Source organism: Nocardia sp. bgisy134 (assembly GCF_965341865.1).
Classification (GTDB): domain Bacteria; phylum Actinomycetota; class Actinomycetes; order Mycobacteriales; family Mycobacteriaceae; genus Nocardia.
On the sequence record NZ_CBDQZP010000001.1, the window covers coordinates 186,031 to 204,612 of the forward strand.

Here is an 18,582-nt window from a genome sequence, read left to right on the forward strand (position 1 = left end):
CAAGAAAGACAATGACCGCCGCCGCTGACAGCGCACCGACAGTCCGCTGACAGCCCCGCGGGCTCAGTAGTCGCAGAGCATGATCCAGCACGTCAGGGGTCGGCGCCGGGCAAACGCTGAAGAAGTCCTTGCAGCGTCGTCGAGTGCGATCGCTGTGGGAACCGGCACACGCATGCATCGTCGAGTAACGCTGGGCGGGTCCGTATTTGATATATCCATCGCCGCAGTCGACCTGCCGGAGCGATCGGAGATCACGACAATGCCAGTCATGCCAAGAACTTTCGGTCAACGCGAACCAACCCTCCGCGCGTCGACGAGGCGATTCGCCGTCATGCTCGCGTCGGCGTTGGCGCTCGCGGCCCTGCCGGCGATCGCGACGGCCGATACGCCGCCGTCCCCCGGCTCGGTCGTCGCGACCGAGCTGCTCCCCGAATCCCAGCGGCTCCCGGGATCGGCGGCGTCGACGAAAGTCACCTATTGGACAGCTGATTCGCGCGACCGGCCTCGGCTGAGCTCCGGGGCAGTCTTCGTCCCCGAGGGTTCGCCTCCGCCCGGTGGCTGGCCGACGATCTCCTGGGGACACGGCTCCAACGGCCTGGGCGACCAGTGCGCGCCCACCGTCTTGGGACGGCCCGCACCGGAGTCGGCCTACCTCGCCGGCCTGCTGGCCGACGGCTTCGCGGTGGTCGCGAGCGACTACATCGGGCTCGGCACCGAGGGGCTGCCGAACTACCTCGACAGCGGCGGTGAAGCGAACGCCGTGATCGACATCGTGCGTGCGGCGCGCGAGCTCTATCCCGCGATCGGCCCAGTCTGGCTGGCGCAAGGCCATTCGCAGGGCGCGCACGCGGCATTGAACACGGCGCCGCGGGCGAAGAGCTATGCGCCAGAACTCGACTATCGCGGCACAGTCGCCACCAGCGCGCCGCCCCAGATCGACGCGGTCGTCGGCCTGATCGGCCCGCAGATGCCGCCGATCCCTGCTCCCACTTCGCTGTTCGTGATGGCCATCGCCGGATTCCGCGACCTGCGACCCGACCTGGACGTCGACGGTTACCTCACCGAACTCGGGCGCCGCACCGTCGCGCTCGCCGAAACCCTGTGCAGCCCAGAGCTCGACGAGCGGACCGAGCACCTCTCGATCAGCGAGCTCGTCTCACAACCCCTCGGTGAGCTGACCGCACCGTTCCAGGACTATCTGCGGCTGCCGGTAGCGGGCTACCACGGCCCGCTGTTCCTCGGGCACGGAACGCACGACGAGACCCTGCCGTATCCGCTCGTCTTCACCCTGCTCACCGGTCTGCTGATCAATGGCGTTGAGGTCGACTTCCACAGCTACGACGCCGGTCACGACAGCATCATCCCGATCGCCGCCCCCGACGTGCGCGCCTTCCTCGCCGCTGCCGTGGACTAGCCGAGGTCGCGCACCGGTAGGACTCAGCGCTTGGTCGCGGCCCGCGCGACGGCGCGGAACGCGCGTTGCTTCAGGTGCCGCCGCGCCCTGGTGAGCAATGGCGCTTCCGGCAGCGGCGCCGCACCACCGAGCCGGGGAAACAGCGCGGCCGCGTTCGTGCGCTCGATGCCGCGGCGGGCGGTCTCGTCGAGGTGCGGGTATTCGTGGAGCCCGGCATTGAAGTAGTGCACCGCGGGTGCGGGGGCGAACGGCCAATCGCTGCCGTACAGGACGTGCCCGGGCTCGGCGAAGGCGAGCAGGCTCGGCAGCGCGGCGGCGCTGGCGGACAGCGCGGTGTCGAAATAGAAGCTCGCGAAGTCGTCGAGGACGTCCACGGGACTCGCGCCGGTCTGGTTGACGATGCTCAACGCCATGCGGTGGGAGGCGAACGGGACGAAGCCGCCCGCATGGCCGAGGATGAAGCGAATGTTGGGGTAGCGGCGGCGGATTCCGTTGCGCACCAATAGATACGCCGCGCGCGTCGTGTCGAGCAGGAAGTCCGCGGCGAAGGGTGGGATGCCGGGCACCGTCTCGGCGGGCAGGTCCGCGGGATGGACGAGGACCACCGCCGAGCGGTCGTCGAGGACGCGGAACAGCTCGTCCTGCCCTTCCGCGCCGAGGTAGGTTCCCCGTGCATTGCCCAGGAGGACGACGCCGTCGGCCGCCAGATCGTCCAGGGCCCGTCGGGCCTCGGTGGCGGCCGCGGCCACATCGGGCATCGGCAGCGTGGCGAAGAAGCCGAAGCGCTCCGGGTGATCGGCGGCGAGTTTCGCGGTGTAGTCGTTGACCGCGCGGGCGAGTTCCGCGGCCTCGGCGGTATCGGCGAGGAACGCGGTGCCGGGAGTCGACACCGAGAGAACGGCGGACGCGATGCCCGCCTCCGACATCAACCCGAGCGCCGCCTCCGGCGTCCATTCGGGCAGCTCACGGCCGCCGGCCGCGTCGATGCCGTGCGCTCGCAAGGCCGCTAGGTAGACGGGCGGGATCAAGTGTTGATGCACGTCGATGCGGTTGCTCGACACGTCGATTCCTTCCTGCGCTGCCGACGAGCGAGGCGACGTGGTGCCTGCACGACTCCGCGACGCTACAGGTGCCGGGCCCTCGGCCGGAACTGCCGAGGGTGCCGTCGGCCGACATGTCCCAGGTCACACCGCCTCTCTTTGTGACGATATCATCAATAAAGACGAATCTCTAGATTCATGATGAAAGAATCAAATGACTTCGCGGTACCGCACCCGCGCTCCGGTGTACGACGGATCGAGGACGCGCGTGAGGAAATCGAGCTGGTCGGCCAGGACTCGCTGCTGGAACGGACCTTGGTAGACGTCGAAGTGGTCGACGGGGTACTCGCTCAGTTGGGCCAGCTGTCCGGCCTTCGCGGCGGTCCGGCGGGCCGCGTCCGGCGGCGCGACACGATCGTTCGTGCCGACCTGCATCAGCATCGGGCACGGCACGCGGCGCGCGAAGGTGGTCGGCCGGTTCAACCCGACCTCGAGCGCGGTGCGCGCGCACACCTCGTTGCGCCAGGTCGGCCCGGCCATCGAGAGGCAGGCCTCCTCGGCGCCGGGGGTGCTCATCATCGCCGCCGACCCGGGCTGCCCGACGATCGGTACGTGATGCGGTGACAGCTTCACGAGGACACGGGCGACATCGAGCAGCCCGTGTCCGGCCGCCCGCGCGAGTCGGCCGACCCCTCCCTGACGCACGAGATGGGCCAAGGTGGCGAGTCCGTCCGTCGCCGGTGTCAGCGAGACGATCGCGGCGATACGCCGGTCCTGCGCCGCGACCGCGATGGCGTGACCGCCGGAGTACGAGGTGCCCCACAGCGCGATCCGGTCCGGGTCGACGCCGGGCAGATGCCGGGCCGCCGCGATGGCCGCGTGATAGTCCTCGCGCTGCCGACGGACCGAAACATCTTGGCGCGGTGTGCCTTCGGAGTCGCCGAAGCCCCGGTAGTCGAAGACGAGCACGTCGAAACCGGCGTCGGCGAAGGACTCGGCATAGCCGAGCAGGCCGGTGTCGCGGGTGCCGCCGAAGCCGTGTGCCATGACCACGCAGGGGCGACCGCCCGCGGTGTCTCTGCCCGCGGTGAGATGCCAGGCCGCACAGCGGACGCCGTGGCTGGTGAAGGAGATCTCGTTCTTCTTCATCGCGTTCCTTCCTGGGCGGACGCCGACAGAGCGGGCGCGGCGGCGGTGAATCGCAGCGCGCTGTCCTCGACCGGACCCTCACGCAGCCGCTCGGCATCGTCTTCGTAGGCCATCTCGACCGTCCACGAGCCTTTGGTCCCGGCCTTCGGGAACTGCGCGATTCCCCGCTGGACATAGCCCGAGCTCAAGTCGTGCACGAGCGGTACGCGCTCCATGTGCGGGTCGGTCAGGACCGGCTCGACTGTGCGGTAGCCGTGGGAGTCCATGTGATCGAGCAAGCGGCAGAAGTGCTCGCAGACCAGATCGACCTTGAGTGTCCAGGAGATATTGGTGTAGCCGACGACGAATGCGAGGTTGGGCACCCCGGAGAGCATCATCGACTTGTAGACGGTCGTGTCCGGCAGATTCACCTGCCGTCCGTCGACCTCGAACCGGATCTTGCCAAGGGGCGACATGGAGAAACCGGTTGCCGTCACGACGATATCGGCGGCCAATTCCTGGCCCGACTCCAGCAGAATGCCCGTCTTGGTGAACCGGGCGATCCGGTCGGTGACCACCGAAGCCCGTCCGGTCGAGAGCGTCTTGAACAGGTCGCCATTGGGCACCATGCACAGGCGCTGCTCCCACGGGTTGTAGCGCGGGGTGAAGTGCGTGTCGACGTCGAAATGGGCGGGCAGCTGCCTGCGCACGGCGGCGATCAGCAGCTTGCGCGCCAACCTCGGAGCGCGGTGGCACGCCTTGTAGATCGCGCGGGAGATCATGATGTTCTTGCGCCGGATGATCCGGTAGGCGCGCTCGTGGCCGAGCGCCTTGTTCAGCGCGCCGGCGGTGACGTCCTCGGCCGGAAGCGAGAACACATAGCTCGGCGAGCGTTGCAGCATGGTGATGTGGCTCGTCTTGCCTGCCATCGACGGGATGAGCGTCACGGCCGTCGCGCCGCTGCCGATCACGACCACGCGCTTACCGGTGTAGTCCAGATCTTGCGGCCAATGCTGGGGGTGGACGAGTCGGCCGTCGAAGTCCTCGACACCGGTGAACTCGGGCGTGAAACCCGTCTGGTGGTCGTAGATCCCGGTGCCGAGGAGCAGGAATCGTGCGGTGAATCGCGTCGTCTCGTCGCTGCCGGAGTGCTGTGCGGTCACGGTCCACAGCCCGGTGGCCGAGGAGAACTCTGCGCCGATCACCCGGTGGCCGAAACGGATATGGTCCGTCAGCCCGTTCTCGGCGACGGTCTCCCGCAGGTAGTCCAGGATGAGGTGCCCGTCGGCGATCGACTTGCGATGTGTCCACGGCTTGAAGCTGAAACCGTAGGTGGGCATGTCCGAGTCCGATCGGATGCCGGGGTACTGGAACAGGCTCCAGGTGCCGCCGATCGAGTCGCGGCCCTCCAGGACGGCGAACGACGTGCCGGGGCGGCGGGTTTTCAAGTGATAGGCAGCGCCGATACCGGAAATTCCGGCGCCGATGATCAACACATCGAAATCGGCGGTCTGGGTATGGCTGATGGTCGCGATCGTCACTGATCTTCTCCTGGCCGCGGGAAGGGCGGGGTTGTGATGCGGTTCACGCTAGGTCCGGAGACGTCCCTTCGGTATGTCACTTCGCCTAGGCTTTGTTTCGAAATATGTGCGGTGGCACACTGAAGGTCATGAGCGATCCGACGTTGCCGCCCGAGATCGTCGAGCTCATGGGCGACGTGGCCGAGTTGATGCTGGCCGACGTCGACGAACTGGTCGCCGAGATGGACGCCGCGGAAATCGAACTGACGCCGATGGTGGGCGCCGACGCGGCGCTCATCGCGGACATGTCGGCGAGCAATCGCGCCAACGCCGTACGCCTGCTGACCACGTTCGCCCGCCGCGACGCCGGGCCGTTGCCGAGCGACGTCCCACCCGAGGCGCTCGACGTCGCCCGCACCGTCGCCCGGCGCGGCATCGACCTCGACGTGATCTTCCAGTCCTACCGGCGCGGGCAGAACATCGCCTGGCGGCGGTACATGGCGCACGCCACCCGCGTCGTCCCGTCGGGCCCGCTGCTCGTGCAGCTCCTGGAGATCTCGTCGCAGCGCATGTTCGAGTACGTCGACCGCGTCATAGGCCGGGTCATCGCCGCCGCGCAGCGCGAGCGCGAGGAGGTGCTCGGCGGTGCGCTCGCGCGGCGCACCGAGACCGTCCGGCTGATCCTCGACGGCGCGCCGATCGACAGCAGGCGGGCGGGCGAGCGGCTGGGATACGAGCTCGGCCGTCTGCACACCGCGCTCGTGCTGTGGGCGCAGCCGCCCGGTGAGATCCAGGGTGCGCTGGAGTCCGCCGCCACCGGGCTGGCGCGTTCCGCCGGGGCGCGGACTCCGCTCACGATGTCCGCCGGTGCTTCCGCGCTCTGGGCCTGGCTGGGTACCGACTCCGATCCCGTGGTCGACGCGCTGCGCGATGCGCTCGACCGAGTGCAACCGAACATTCGCGTCGCCGTCGGCCCCACGCGTCCTGGCATCACCGGGTTCCGCCGCTCGCACGACGCGGCTCTGGCCATCCACAATCTGCTCGCGGGGCACCCGGGCGGCGCTCGGCTCGCGCTCTACCGTGACCTGGAGGTCACCGCGCTGGCCGCGCAGAACAATGATCGCGCGGCCGAATTCGTCGCGGCGACACTCGGCCCGCTCGCCGCGGACACACCGGGCGCGGCGCGCTTGCGCGAGACCCTCCGGGTCTTCCTCGACGAAGCCGAGAACGGGCCTCGCGCCGCCGCTCGCCTGCACACGCACCGCAACACGGTGTTGCAGCGCATCGCCCGCGCGACCGAGCTGCTCGGCCACCAGCCCGGCGAGCGCAGGCTGGCGGTCGAACTGGCTCTCGAACTCGCCCATCAGATCGGTCCCCGGGTTCTGACACGGGTTTGATCAGCGCGAACGCGATCTCGTTCGCGCGACTGTTACGATTTCGAATCGTGTTCGATAACCGGCCGACGTCGCGGGCATCCGCTCGCCCCGCTCCAGTGCAGCGGCGCGGAGTCGAGCGCGTGCAGGCCATCCTGGACGCGGCCGAGGCGCTGCTCGTCGAACAGGGCTACGAGGCCGCCACCCTCAAGGCGATCGGCGAGCGGGCGGGCATCCCGATCGCGTCCGTGTATCACTACTTCGCCGACCGGCATCAAGTCGACGCCGAGCTCGCGCAGCGCTATGTGCGCGAGCTCGACGAGCGCCTCGCCGCGACACTGGACCGCGCCGAGTCGCGTACTGTGCGCGAGGCTTGCGACGCGGTCATCGACGTGCTGCTCGCCTACTTTCGCGAGCACCCGAGTTTCGTCGAGCTCTGGTACCCAGGACGCAGCTCGACACTCAGCGAACTGGCACGCGCGTTCGACGTGTCGCAGGCGGCGCAGCTCTGGCGCTTGCTCATCGAGCGGAACCTGATCCGTGCCGACACCCCGCAGTTCGTCCTGGAGCTGGCCTTCGAGGCCGGTGACCGACTCTTCGACGTGGCGTTCCGGCGTTCCCCGACCGGGGACGATGCGACGATCGACGAGGCGCGACGACTCGTCACCGCCTACGTCGAGACCTACGCGCCGTAAGACTGACGTGAGGCCCTACGCGTCGCAGGGCTGACGCGAGGATCCGCTCGCCGCGTGCATTGATGGGGATCAGCGCCCGGCGCTCATGAGTGCGAAGTGTCCGGGCCTGCACCGTCGTCCGGGCCTGAACCGACAACTGTTGACAGCGTCACGCATTTTTCCTAAACTCGAACTCTATTCGACATCGAATTCTCTCGCGCAGGCCGTCGAGCCGATCGCAATTCGACAATCGCCTTCTGTACGGCGATGCCAAAGAGAACGGAGCGGGCCAATGGCCAACTGTTATGACAATGCGCTGACCGGTCGCGGCCTTGCCCAGGTGATCGCATGACCGCGCGCAAGGGCCGACGCGCGGCGGCGGAGCAGGGTGGCGGCGCGGCGCCGCGGCGGGTCGTCTTCATCGGCGCCGCGGGCGAGATGTGCCGGGTGGCCATCGAGCGCTTCGCCAAGGCGGACGGCGATGGGGAGTTGGTCCTCACCGATATCCGGCCCGAGATTCTCGAGCCGCTGGCCAAGCGACTGCCCGCCGGGCGTGCCACCATCCGGCGGCTGGATCTGTTCGATCAGAAGGACCTCCGCGCGGCGATCGACGGCGCGGCGCTCGTCGTGCTGGGCGCCGGGCCTTACATCCGGACTTCCAGCCCGGTGATCGAAGCGTGCCTCGAGGCCAAGGTGCCGTACCTCGATTTCGACGACGATGTCGAGAGCACCGAGCACGCGCTGTCGCTGCACGAGAAGGCGAAGGCGGCGGGCATCCCGATCTACGTCGGCTGCGGCGCTTCGCCGGGGATGAGCAACGTGCTGGTGGCCGACGCCGCCGCCGAGCTCGACACCGTCGAGAACATCGAGGTGGGCTGGCTCGTCGGCGACGAGCGGCCCGATGTGGGCCGGGCGGTGCTCCATCACCTCATGCACATCTCCGCCGGGCCGTGCCTGACCTGGGAGAACGGTGGCCCGGCCACGCACGAGAGCTACGTCGAGACCGGCATCGTGCAGATGGGCGGCATCGGCGAGGTCCTGCTGTACGAGACCGCGCACCCAGAGCCCGTCACCCTGCCCCGCCGCTATCCGGAGGCCAAGCGCATCCGCTGTATCGGCGGCCTCGCGCCCGCACCGTTCAACGGCATTGCCCGCGGTCTGGGCCTGGCCGTGCACGAAGGCAAGCTGACCGCGGACGAGGCGGTCGACTTCATCCTGGACATCCTGAAGAACCGCTACTTCACCAATGCCAAGGCCTTGCGTTACGCGCTGGGCGGGATGCTCGGCCAGGTCCGCCGCAAGGAGAGCGGGGCGGGCACGTTGGTCGAGTTCCTCCTGAAATCGGCCGTGCGGCGCACCTATCGTTGGGAAGGCGGCCTGCTGGCCCGCGTCACCGGTACCCGGAACGGGATGCCCGCGGTGGCTGTCCGGCGCACGCCGATCAGCGGCCCGGAAACGTACGCCGTGCGCAGCATGGGCGCCTTGACCGGGACTGCCTGCGCCGCGTTCATGGTGCTGGCGATCGACGAGAACGGCACGCGCGCAGGCGCGTTCGCCCCCGAGGACTGGGCCGACCCGAAGGCGTTCTACAACGCCCTCGAGCGTGTCGGCACTCCACGCTCCGAGATCGTCGAGGCCGTGCTGTAGCCCGGCATTCCTGACAACGCCAGGGGTCGGTGACCTCCGGCGCCCCCAGATCCCGAAGTTTCCAGAGGAAAGACCATCACGATGCTCGTAGCCACTCCGCGCCGCCGCACGGAGGCCGCCCAATGACCGGTGCAGTCATCGAAATCACGCGCTCGCGCAATCCTTTCGAGCGATGGGGTTCGACGCGAGACGCGAACGGCGTCACGCACTACGCGGGTGTGCCCGCGACGCTGCTCGACATGGTGCGGGCGCACGTCGACGCGCGACCCGATGCCGAGGCGATCGCCGAGATCGGCGGTGATCGGCTGACCTACGCGCAGCTCTGGGAGCGCGCGTCGCGAGTGGCCGGTGGGCTGCGGGCCCTGGGGATTCAGCGCGGAGACCGGGTGGCCCTGCGGTATCCGGCGGGGACGAACTGGGTTCTCGCCTTCTGGGGCACGATCATGGCGGGCGGCATCGCGGTGCCGGTCAATACGCGGTCGGCGCAACCGGAGGTCGAGTTCGTCCTCGACGACGCAGGCGTGACAGTCGATCTGGCGTCCGGCACCCCACTGCCGGACGGCGACCCCTATGTGGCAGAGGGTCTGCGCGCCACCGATGTAGCCGCCCTCTTCTACACCTCGGGCACGACCGGACACCCCAAGGGCGTTCCGACCACGCACGAGGCCTTCGTCACCAACGCCGAGAACATGATTCGGTCCCTCGGCATGTCCCGCGAGGTCGGGCCTGCCCTGCGCACGCTGATCTCCGTGCCGCTGTTCCATGTGACGGCGTGCAATTCGCAACTGCTGGTCGCCGCGTACGTCGGCGGCGCCTCGGTGATCCTCCCCGCGCTGGACCTGCCGACTGTGATCGAATCGCTTGCCGCCGAACATATTTCCTTCCTGGTGACGGTACCCGCGGTGTATTCCCTGCTGCTTCGTCACCCCAGGTTCGCCGACGCCGACGTGTCCGGGGTCCGCACGGTCGGATACGGCGGCGCCCCGATCGCGCCGTCGCTGGTGCGATCGCTGAAAGCGGCGTTCCCGCGGGCGACGGTGATGAACGGGTACGGCATGACCGAGACGGCGTCGCTGATCACCGTCCTGCCGGACCAGGACGCGGTCGAGCACGCGGATTCCGTGGGGTACGCGGTGCCGTCGGTGGACCTCGGCATCGTGCCGATCGACGACGACCCGAACACCGGCGAGCTGGTGGTCCGTGGCGCCAATGTGGCGGCCGGATACTGGAATCGGGCGCAGGCCACGGCGGAGACGATCGTGGACGGCTGGCTGCACACCGGCGATGTCGTCCGGGTCGACGACGCCGGACGTGTCCACATCGTCGACCGGATCAAGGACATCATCAATCGCGGCGGCGAGAACATCTCCAGCGTCGAAGTCGAGGCGGTGCTGCTCTCGGCTCCCGGCGTCGCCGACGCCGCGGTGCTCGCCGTACCCGACGACGTGATGGGCGAGAAGGTCGGCGCCGTCCTCTACGGCGACCAGGCGCCGATCGATATCGACGGCGTCCTGGCACACTGCCGAAACCACCTCGCCGACTTCAAGATTCCGCAATATGCCGCGGTCGTCACCGAGGCATTGCCGCGTAACGCGGGCGGCAAGCTCCTCAAGAACCACTTGCGCCGGCAAGTGCGGTGGGGCGCACCGCTGCGATAACGACCGATTTCGAGTCAGAGACAAAGGATCAACGTGCAGGTTCACAGCAAGCTCGGTGCGCATCGCCATCGAGAGTTCGAGCAAGTGTCGCGACACCGTGCCGGTGTCTCCCGACCGCGTCGAAGGCCGCGTTGATCCACCTCACCGAGCAACTGGCGCTCGAACTGTCGTTGTGGGTGCGGGTCAATGCCATCGCGCCGGGTGTCGTGCGCACGAAGCTGGCCGAGGCGCTGTGGAAAGACCAGGAAAGCCAATTGAATTCGGCCATAGCGTTGTCGCGGATCGGGGAACCCGAGGACGTCGGCTCCGCCATCGCCTTCCTCGTCTCCGATGCGGCGAGCTGGGTGACAGGGGAGACGTTCGTGATCGACGGCGGCCAGCGCCTCGGCGACGCCGAGCTTTTCCGGACGGAGGCGATCGCGCATGCTTGAGACCGGGGAAGTCGTCGGCGTCGACGCCGAGGCGGTGTCGCGGTGGTTCACCGAACTCGGCATCGAATACGCGGCGCCACTGCGTTTTCAGCGGATCGGTCTCGGTCAGTCGAACCTCACCTACCGCGTCACCGACGCCGCTGCCGGAGCCTGGGTGCTGCGTCGCCCACCGCTGGGTCATCTGCTGGCCTCGGCCCACGATGTGGTGCGTGAGGCGCGGATCATCGCGGCGTTGGCAGGCACCGGCGTACCCGTCCCTCGAATCATCGCTGTGACAGAGGATTCCGAGTTCGCCGAGGTGCCTTTGGTGTTGATGGAGTTCGTCGACGGTCCGGTCGTCGACACGATGGATGCCGCCGAGGAGCTGACACCGCCGCAGCGTCGGCAGATCGCCCTGACACTGCCGCGCGCCCTGGCGAAGATCCACGCCGTCGACCTCGAGAAAGTGGGTCTCGACGGATTGGCGAGCCACAAGCCCTATGCACAGCGCCAGCTCAGGCGATGGGCGGGGCAATGGGCCGTGTCCAAGACACGGGACCTGCCAGAACTGGACGATCTCACCCGTCGACTCGCCGCCGCCATTCCCGAGCAACGCGAAATCAGCCTGGTGCACGGCGACTTTCACCTGCGCAACCTCATCTTCTCCCACGCGACCGGCGAGGTGGCGGCGGTACTGGACTGGGAACTGTCGACGCTGGGTGACCCGCTCGCGGACATGGGCAGCCTGCTCACCTACTGGCCGGAGCCCGGTGAGACGACAGGCGGCGACTTCGCGCCGTCGACCCTGGACGGGTTTCCCGATCGCGCGGAGATGGCGCGGCTGTACCTGGCCGAGACAGGCCGCGACGCAGCGGCTTTGCAGTACTGGCACGCACTAGGGCTGTGGAAACTGGCGATCATAGGCGAGGGCGTCATGCGCCGCGCGATGGACCGGCCGCAGAACAAAGCAGCCGCGGGCACACCCACCGCCGCCCGAATAGACGCCCTGGTGCACAAGGCGCGGGAAATCGCCGACACCGCGGGGATTTAGGCGATACCTTCTCGACCGCGGATTACCACGAACCTCCGGTAGCCCGCTCCTCCCGACGGCTGCACTCCTAGCAAAAGGACCCTGTGCACGGTGGCGGTGGAGTTGTGGTCGGCGGCGGTATCTCCACGATGTCATTCGCGTCGACCGCGATGAAGCCGTCGGCGACTTCTGGTGCTGAGCTCGAGACGGTGAAGGCTACCGAGTAGGTCTTGCCGCTCGCCGAGACGATCGTGAGATGGTGCTCGCCTTCGCCGATGTCGGTCGGCACCGTGAATCGTACTGCGCCGATACGGCTCTCGTCTGTCGTGAAGGTGCCGACCTCGACCGGAGTCGACTGGAGGACGCACCGATGCTCGCTGTTCGGCTCGGTGAGTTTGCCGATGCAGAACACTTCGGCGCCTGGACGGAAGGCTCGTACGGCGGGCGCGGGTGATGGTTCGGGAAAGCTTCCCGAAGGCACCGGATAGCCGAATGCGTTGAGCGCCAGCGCCGCCGCGCAATCGGTCGCGGTGATGGTCAGCCCTGCGGCGGGTAGCCCCTGGGCGTGACACGACATATCGCGACTCGAGTAGCCGTTGTGGATGGACACGCCGATCGAAACATTGAAGACATTGTTCGGTCCCAGGAACGGCGCCAGTTTCAGGTTTGCCGAGGTATCGCACACGACGTCGAAAGCAGCGCAGAACGACGTGACCATTCCCGGGTGCGTCGAGATCCACGTATCGGTGGCGGGATCGACCGCCAGCGGCGCACCTGTCTGCCTGCGTATCCCCAGTCCGTCGGTGTTGAGTACCTCCGTCGTCTGGCCACCGATCCGCGCCGGATTCCCGAAATAGAACACAGCTTTCACGTTCTGGAAGGCGGCCGAGCCCGCGAGAACGATCCGCACCGATTGCCCTACGCAGGCAGCGTTGATGCGCTCCAACTCGCCTCGCAGGTTGGCGGCGCCGTGCTCGATCGAGTTCTGGTAGTCCTCACCGTATTGGCCGAGATTCAATGGGTTGGCGTCGACCGGTATCGCTCTGTACACCACCCCGCCACCACGGGCAACGGCGGGCTGATCGTGTTCTCCAGCGTTTTCCTCGTGATGGTCGCCGTGTGGTGCTTCGCCGGGCGCCTGTTCGCTTCGCACCCGCTGATCGCGCGGTCGCTGTCGCGGTGGGGACACGTCATCGTGCCGATCGTCCTGATCGGACTCGGTCTGATCATCCTCGTCGAAGGCGGCGCGTTCGGGCTCTGAGCCGAACTGCGATCACGACCTTCCGCGCACCGCCATGCCGAGAACCGCGAGGATGCCCAGCGCGCCGAGCACGATGCCGATCCCGGCCAACCAGCGGGCGGTCGTGTCGTGCTCGGATGCGGTATCCGAGCCGGTCGCCTGGATGTCGCCGTGGTCGTGCGGGCCCGCGCCCTGCCCGTCCCGCAGCGTCAACGAGGGCGCCGGAAACTCGGGTTCGTCGCCGGAGGCAGGGTCCTGATCCCAGCGCACGACCTGCCCGTCGGCGTAGGTCTGCACGGCGGGCATGGTCAGTTTCTCGGTGTCGGGCAGGCCGTTGGCCAGCACAGAGAACTGCCCGAACTGCTCCGACCCGATGCCCGTGCCGGGATCCGCGGTCCAGGTGACGGTCGTGACGTTTCGGCCGGAGTCCTTGTTCACCGCGGACTTCCACCCCGGCGTCGCCTCGGTATCGACGGTCGTGACGCCGGGAATCTCCACCGCCAACCCGACGGTCGGGCTGCCGCCGGCCGACTCGTTCGGTACCCGGAACACCAATACCGCCGATCCGCCCCTGGAAGCGTCCGACGCCGACACCGTGACGTGGGCGAGGGCTGTGCCGGTGGCTCCGGCGACGGCGATCGCGGCCGCCACGGCCGCCACCGCGCTACGCGCAAATGCAGAACCGTTCATCGATCAGCCTCTCCTTCGACATGAGGAAACGAACACAACCGATGCGGACCGACAATAGGCCATCGCCGGGTTCTACCTGCGGATATCGCCCAAGATGCCGGACTGCGTCAGCTGGGACCAATAGTGGTGCGCCCTGCCCGGCGACGCAGGTCAGCGGACTGTTCGGCCATGCCGAAGTATGTGCCGGCGAGCTGTTGACAGCATCGCTCCCGACTTCTAAAGTCGAAACTCGATTCGAAATCGAATCTCTCTCGCGGAAGCCGTCGAACCGGCCGCGATTCTGAAGTCGCCCGGCGTGCGGTGACGCCAAGAGAATGGAGTGGGCCTATGGGCAACTATCAGATGTCGGCAGCGACGAACCCGTACGAGAACGACATCCTGGAATTCGCCACCGAGTGGGCCCCTTACGGCGGCAACGACGACGAAGCCTTCGTGCGATTCGGCCTTTCTTCGAAGGAATTCCACACTCGCCTGATGCGCCTGCTCGGTTCACCGGCCGCTCGCGCGCTGAGCAAGTCGACCGTCGTCGAACTTCGTGACCAGTGCATCGATCGATTGACCCGAGCCGGCGTCCGGTTCGATCGCTGATCGGGCCTGCGGGCACATCGAACATCCGGCATTCCTCGCCGATCGTGCAGGTCCAGGGTTTGTGAAACGGTGACACTGCGATCCGGCGAGTGCGAACGCGGGATCGGCCGAAACCTGTGTACTGTCCCTGCCGAGATCCGCTTCGATGTCCTTTCCGGCGGCGAGTCGCGCGAGATAGTCGAAATTCCGTCGGCCACTGTTCGGCGGCTGCGTCCGCGTTTGTGCATACCACCTGTTCGGCAGACCTTTGCTCTGGAAAACGGAGGCGTTGTGGACTGGGAATCGTGGCAGTGCAGTTGGGATCGGCAGCAGGAGCTGTATCTACCCGAACGCGAGGAACGGTTCCGGGTGATGATGGATGTGGTGGCGGCCGCGGTCGGGCCGACGCCCCACGTGCTGGATCTGGCGTGTGGGACGGGCACCATCAGCCGACGGCTTTTGGAGCGAATGCCGCGAGCGAGGTCGGTCGCGGTCGACGTGGATCCGACGATGCTGGCGATCGCCCGTGGATCGTTCGCCGGGGATTCGCGGATCACGGTCGTGACGGCTGATCTGGCCGATCCCGCCTGGACGGAGTCGTTGCCGATCGAGCCGTTCGACGCCGTGCTCACCGCGACTTCGTCGCATTGGATGACGAGCGAATCGGTGACGCGGCTGTATACCGATCTGGCGAAGCTGGTTCGACCGGGCGGAGTGTTTCTCAACGCCGATCACATGCCCGATCCGGAGACGCCGATGCTCAACGCCATCGACGAGGTCATCCAGAACGCACACCAGGAGCAAGCCCGCGTCGAGGGTGCGCTGGATTGGGAGCAATGGTGGGCGACGGTGGCCCGCGACCCGGGCTTGGCCGAGGAACACGCGGGCAGCCGAGCGATTTTCGACCGGCACGGTGGCGGCGAGGAACATCCGATCGGGTGGCACTGCCTGCGGTTGCGGGAAGCCGGGTTTCTGGAGACGGGCGTGGCGTGGCGGTCGATCAACGACGCGATGGTCGTCGCGATCAGGTGACTTCCGCCGTACGCACCGAGTGTGCGGCGGTGTGAGCGCGCGGATCGTCGACCAGCGCGGCGAGTTCGGCATCTGCCCGAGATCTCCTGGCTCACCGTGAATTCGCGCCGCGATTGCTGATCCGGCGCTGAATTCGCGTCCCTGCCTTTCGCATCGCCCAGCGCAAGGGCGCGGACTGTGAACCGCTGCGCCGAGATTCGACACCTGCGCCCGAAGACCCTTTGGGCGACAATGGATCCTGCGGTGCGGCAGCGTTGCGCGTCATCCGCGCACGTGGCCGTCGCCGGAACGACTGGTCGGCTATATCGTGCCGTGCATGGGTGATTTCGTCGGACGGGTGCGCGAGTCGGAGTTGCTCGCCGCCCGTCTCGACCAGGCGGTCGCCGGTCACGGTCAGGTGGTCCTGATCGCCGGCGAGCCGGGAATCGGCAAGACCCGCCTCGCCCAGGAGATCGCGGCGCGCGCCGAGGCGGCCGGTCTGCCGGTTTCCTCGGGACGGGCGAGCGATGACGAAGGCAGTCCGCCGTACTGGATCTTCCACCAGGCCGTCCGCGCGCTCGATGCCGGGCTGCCGCCCGCGCTGACCGGCGGTGGCACCGAAAGTGGTTCGGCCACTGCACGATTCGAGGCATTCGAAGCGTTCGCCGAGCGGCTGCGGGAGATCGCCGAGCCGTGCGGGCTGCTCGTCGTGCTCGACGATCTGCACTGGGCCGACGCCGGGTCGCTGGGACTGCTCGTTCACCTGGCCCGTGGTATGTCCGGATCCCGCCTGATGCTGGTGGCGACCTATCGGGACACCGAGCTCGGCGACCGTGCGGCGCTGACCGCGGCATTGGCCGCGCTCACTCACGAGGCGGGGCAGACCCGGATTCGCCTGACCGGGCTCCCTCCGGCGGATGTGCGACGCAGGCTCGAACTCGTCACCGGCCGCGATGTATCGGCCGATATCGCCGCCGAGGTGAGCCGCCGCACCGGGGGCAACCCGTTCTTCGTCGACGAACTCGCTCCATTGATCGGCGCGGACGCGAGCACGCTGCCCGGCGGTGTGCTCGACAGCGTCCGGGCGCGCTTGGACCGGCTCAGCGAACCTTGCCGCGAATTGCTCTGCACCGCAGCCGCTCTCGGAGACGATCTGGACTCGTCGGCGCTTGCCGCAGTGACCGATCATCCGGTCGCGGCGGTGCTGAGCGCGCTCGACGAAGCGGGCGCGGCGGGTCTGCTGACCCACGCGACAGGCTGGCGCTTCCGGCACGACCTCATTCGCGAAGGGGCGCGGGCGAGCCTGCCGGCAGCGGCGCGAGCCGTCGCCCACGCGCGGTTCGCGGCCTGGCTGACCGACCGGTCCGATGCCATCGAGCGGGCCGCCGAAATCGCCCATCACTGGTTGACCGCTCTTCCCGTCGGCGAGCCGCGGCAGGCCGTGGAATGGGCCGAACGGGCGGGCGACCGGGCGCTGGCGGGCTTGGCCTGGGAGCAGGCCGCCGACTTCTACCGACGTGCCTTGGAGGTGGAGGCGAAGCTGGCCCCTGGCGACCGGGCACGCTTGCTCCTCCGCCGCGGCACCGCGTTGCTCCGCAATGGCGACATCCGCACCGCCGCAACGCTTCTGGCCAGATCGGCCGAGACAGCGCGCGCTGCGGGCGACCCGTACGCGCTCGGTGCGGTCGCGTTGGCGATGGAAGGCATGTCCGACCCTTGGGACACCTTCAGCGGCGAACAGCTGGCGGCCGAGGCGCTGGCCCGACTGCCCGACGGGGACAACCCGATGCGGGTGCGGCTGCTGGCTCTACAGGCGGGCGAGACCGGATTCACCGGCGGCGCAGACGGCGATCGGATCTCGGACGAGGCGCTCGCGATGGCGCGCAGGCTCGGCGATGCCGCGGTGCTGCGTTCGGCGCTGCGGTCCCGGCAGATGGCCCGCTCCGGTCCGGACGGGGTGCACGAACGGCTCGGTCTCGGCGACCGGATGCTCGTCCTCGGCGCGGCCGAGCGCGACGACGACACGCTGCTCTGGGGCCGAATGTGGCGCTTCGACGCGCTGATGATGCTCGGCAGGCTGGACGAGGCGGAAGCGGAACTCGCACCGATGCGGCAGTTGGTGCGACGCCTGCGCACGCCGCTCGCCCGATGGCACTACCTGCGCTGTACGGCGGCCACGGCGATCTCGCGGGGCCGATTCGACGAGGCCGTCACGGACACCCGCGAAGGATTGCGCCTGATCGAGGGTCGCTCGCACGAATCGCTCGTCGGCACTTCTGTTTTCGCGCTGATCATCATCGACGGCCTCACCGGCCGCGGCCTCGTCGACGTTGAGCAGTTCGAGGAAAACGACCGCAACGTACCGGGATTCCTCGTGCCGGCCCACGGCGTCCACTGGGCTCGGCGCGGTGACGTCGAACGTGCCCGTCGGCTGTTCCGCGCCGCCCCCGGCATCGAGACGGTTCCGCCGCCGGCGCTGCTGACCGCCCTGGCGACCAGGATCGAACTCGCGGCGATGTTCGACGCCCCCGATGCCGCCGCGGACCTGGCGGCCCGGCTGCGCCCGCATGCCGATCTGTTCGTCACCGGCGGAGCCTCGACACTGGTGAACTTCGGCTCGGCTCGCGCCTACCTCGGCATCGCGCTCGGTGCCTGCGGGCGCCTCGACGAAGCCGTCACCGAACTCCGGAAAGGCGTGGCCGCCAACGACAGTGCCGACACTGCGCCGTACGCGGCGCTCGCCAGATTCGAGCTGGCCCGAATCCTCGCCCGCCGACGTCGGCCCGGCGATGGCGACGAGGCCGCCGCACTGTGCGCGAGCGTCGGCTCGGCGGCAGCGCAATTAGGCATGGCACCGCTGCGGGGCCGCGCCGACGAGCTCGCGACCGCCCTCCGCGGCGATCCTCCGAGCGGACTGACGCGTCGCGAGGCCGAGGTCGCGACGCATGTCGCGCAGGGCCTCACCAACCGGCAGATCGCCTCACTCATGCGTATTTCCGAGCGCACGGCCGAAAGCCACGTCCAGCACATCCTCACCAAGCTCGGATTGGTCAACCGCACCCAGATTGCCGCCTGGGCCGCGCGGCAGCGCTGAACCTCCGTACCGCTCCTCCGTGGCTGTACGGATTTCCCGCTCGCGCGATTCGGACACGATTGATCGCGGCGAGGCGTTCGGGCGTC

General features: G+C 68.2%; 16 protein-coding genes. 11 read left to right on the forward strand and 5 right to left on the reverse strand.

Annotation, left to right across the window (positions count from 1 at the left end):
- The first annotated feature begins 268 nt into the window (after positions 1-268).
- Positions 269-1,414 carry a lipase family protein gene (locus tag ACRWNM_RS00790; protein ID WP_431962384.1) on the forward strand — a complete coding sequence of 382 codons (1,146 nt, stop codon included), beginning with the start codon at positions 269-271 and terminating at the stop codon, positions 1,412-1,414.
- Positions 1,415-1,437: 23 nt separating this feature from the next.
- Here ACRWNM_RS00790 and ACRWNM_RS00795 read toward each other — a convergent pair whose 3' ends face one another.
- The 3 genes from ACRWNM_RS00795 to ACRWNM_RS00805 all read right to left on the reverse strand — a co-directional run bounded on the left by ACRWNM_RS00795 (position 1,438) and on the right by ACRWNM_RS00805 (position 5,123).
- Positions 1,438-2,475 carry an amidohydrolase family protein gene (locus ACRWNM_RS00795; protein ID WP_431962386.1) on the reverse strand — a complete coding sequence of 346 codons (1,038 nt, stop codon included), beginning with the start codon at positions 2,473-2,475 and terminating at the stop codon, positions 1,438-1,440.
- 189 nt (positions 2,476-2,664) lie between these two features.
- A complete protein-coding gene (locus ACRWNM_RS00800; protein WP_431962388.1) occupies positions 2,665-3,603 on the reverse strand; it encodes an alpha/beta hydrolase in 939 nt (312 codons plus the stop codon).
- The gene (locus ACRWNM_RS00805; protein WP_431962390.1) at positions 3,600-5,123 is read right to left on the reverse strand and encodes a flavin-containing monooxygenase; all 1,524 of its coding nucleotides are present in this window, start codon (positions 5,121-5,123) and stop codon (positions 3,600-3,602) included. The genes ACRWNM_RS00800 and ACRWNM_RS00805 overlap by 4 nt, the downstream gene beginning before the upstream one ends.
- A gap of 128 nt (positions 5,124-5,251) precedes the next feature.
- Here ACRWNM_RS00805 and ACRWNM_RS00810 point away from each other — a divergent pair, with 128 nt between their 5' ends.
- The 6 genes from ACRWNM_RS00810 (at position 5,252) to ACRWNM_RS00835 (ending at position 11,915) form a co-directional block, all read left to right on the forward strand.
- Positions 5,252-6,499, forward strand: a complete 1,248-nt coding sequence (locus tag ACRWNM_RS00810; RefSeq protein ID WP_431962392.1) for a PucR family transcriptional regulator — start codon at positions 5,252-5,254, stop codon at positions 6,497-6,499.
- 119 nt (positions 6,500-6,618) lie between these two features.
- Positions 6,619-7,170: a TetR/AcrR family transcriptional regulator gene (locus tag ACRWNM_RS00815; RefSeq protein ID WP_431962394.1), complete on the forward strand. Its 552-nt coding sequence runs from the start codon at positions 6,619-6,621 to the stop codon at positions 7,168-7,170.
- 327 nt (positions 7,171-7,497) lie between these two features.
- On the forward strand, positions 7,498-8,796 hold the full coding sequence (locus tag ACRWNM_RS00820) for a saccharopine dehydrogenase family protein (RefSeq protein WP_431962396.1): 1,299 nt from the start codon (positions 7,498-7,500) through the stop codon (positions 8,794-8,796).
- A 122-nt stretch (positions 8,797-8,918) separates the two neighbouring features.
- Positions 8,919-10,454 carry a class I adenylate-forming enzyme family protein gene (locus tag ACRWNM_RS00825; protein ID WP_431962398.1) on the forward strand — a complete coding sequence of 512 codons (1,536 nt, stop codon included), beginning with the start codon at positions 8,919-8,921 and terminating at the stop codon, positions 10,452-10,454.
- Entirely contained in the window at positions 10,433-10,885 is a 453-nt protein-coding gene (locus ACRWNM_RS00830; RefSeq protein ID WP_431962400.1) for an SDR family oxidoreductase, read from the forward strand. The genes ACRWNM_RS00825 and ACRWNM_RS00830 overlap by 22 nt, the downstream gene beginning before the upstream one ends.
- Positions 10,878-11,915 (forward strand): phosphotransferase family protein, encoded by a 1,038-nt coding sequence (locus ACRWNM_RS00835; RefSeq protein WP_431962402.1) that lies wholly within the window; start codon positions 10,878-10,880, stop codon positions 11,913-11,915. Before ACRWNM_RS00830 ends, ACRWNM_RS00835 begins: the two co-directional genes overlap by 8 nt.
- A gap of 67 nt (positions 11,916-11,982) precedes the next feature.
- Here ACRWNM_RS00835 and ACRWNM_RS00840 read toward each other — a convergent pair whose 3' ends face one another.
- Positions 11,983-13,047 carry a hypothetical protein gene (locus tag ACRWNM_RS00840; RefSeq protein WP_431962404.1) on the reverse strand — a complete coding sequence of 355 codons (1,065 nt, stop codon included), beginning with the start codon at positions 13,045-13,047 and terminating at the stop codon, positions 11,983-11,985.
- Here ACRWNM_RS00840 and ACRWNM_RS00845 point away from each other — a divergent pair.
- Positions 13,003-13,155: a cadmium resistance transporter gene (locus ACRWNM_RS00845; RefSeq protein ID WP_431963546.1), complete on the forward strand. Its 153-nt coding sequence runs from the start codon at positions 13,003-13,005 to the stop codon at positions 13,153-13,155. The genes ACRWNM_RS00840 and ACRWNM_RS00845 overlap by 45 nt on opposite strands.
- A 12-nt stretch (positions 13,156-13,167) precedes the next feature.
- On the opposite strand, the gene ACRWNM_RS00850 is transcribed toward ACRWNM_RS00845, so the two are convergent.
- Entirely contained in the window at positions 13,168-13,824 is a 657-nt protein-coding gene (locus ACRWNM_RS00850) for a YcnI family copper-binding membrane protein (protein ID WP_431962406.1), read from the reverse strand.
- A 327-nt stretch (positions 13,825-14,151) separates the two neighbouring features.
- Between ACRWNM_RS00850 and ACRWNM_RS00855 the strand changes: the two genes are divergently transcribed.
- The 3 genes from ACRWNM_RS00855 (at position 14,152) to ACRWNM_RS00865 (ending at position 18,496) form a co-directional block, all read left to right on the forward strand.
- Positions 14,152-14,412, forward strand: a complete 261-nt coding sequence (locus ACRWNM_RS00855; RefSeq protein WP_431962408.1) for a DUF3263 domain-containing protein — start codon at positions 14,152-14,154, stop codon at positions 14,410-14,412.
- Positions 14,413-14,682: 270 nt separating this feature from the next.
- The gene (locus tag ACRWNM_RS00860) at positions 14,683-15,423 is read left to right on the forward strand and encodes a class I SAM-dependent methyltransferase (protein WP_431962410.1); all 741 of its coding nucleotides are present in this window, start codon (positions 14,683-14,685) and stop codon (positions 15,421-15,423) included.
- 316 nt (positions 15,424-15,739) lie between these two features.
- A complete protein-coding gene (locus tag ACRWNM_RS00865) occupies positions 15,740-18,496 on the forward strand; it encodes an ATP-binding protein (RefSeq protein ID WP_431962412.1) in 2,757 nt (918 codons plus the stop codon).
- Positions 18,497-18,582 lie beyond the last annotated feature (86 nt).

Excerpts from the sequence above, each read along its gene's own strand:
- ACRWNM_RS00820 (WP_431962396.1), top strand. The coding sequence starts at position 7,498 with ATGACCGCGCGCAAGGGCCGACGCGCGGCGGCGGAGCAGGGTGGCGGC.
- ACRWNM_RS00850 (WP_431962406.1), bottom strand. The coding sequence starts at position 13,824 with ATGAACGGTTCTGCATTTGCGCGTAGCGCGGTGGCGGCCGTGGCGGCC.
- ACRWNM_RS00790 (WP_431962384.1), top strand. The coding sequence starts at position 269 with ATGCCAAGAACTTTCGGTCAACGCGAACCAACCCTCCGCGCGTCGACG.
- ACRWNM_RS00845 (WP_431963546.1), top strand. The coding sequence starts at position 13,003 with ATGGTCGCCGTGTGGTGCTTCGCCGGGCGCCTGTTCGCTTCGCACCCG.
- ACRWNM_RS00865 (WP_431962412.1), top strand. The coding sequence starts at position 15,740 with ATGGGTGATTTCGTCGGACGGGTGCGCGAGTCGGAGTTGCTCGCCGCC.
- ACRWNM_RS00835 (WP_431962402.1), top strand. The coding sequence starts at position 10,878 with ATGCTTGAGACCGGGGAAGTCGTCGGCGTCGACGCCGAGGCGGTGTCG.
- ACRWNM_RS00810 (WP_431962392.1), top strand. The coding sequence starts at position 5,252 with ATGAGCGATCCGACGTTGCCGCCCGAGATCGTCGAGCTCATGGGCGAC.
- ACRWNM_RS00825 (WP_431962398.1), top strand. The coding sequence starts at position 8,919 with ATGACCGGTGCAGTCATCGAAATCACGCGCTCGCGCAATCCTTTCGAG.
- ACRWNM_RS00855 (WP_431962408.1), top strand. The coding sequence starts at position 14,152 with ATGGGCAACTATCAGATGTCGGCAGCGACGAACCCGTACGAGAACGAC.
- ACRWNM_RS00800 (WP_431962388.1), bottom strand. The coding sequence starts at position 3,603 with ATGAAGAAGAACGAGATCTCCTTCACCAGCCACGGCGTCCGCTGTGCG.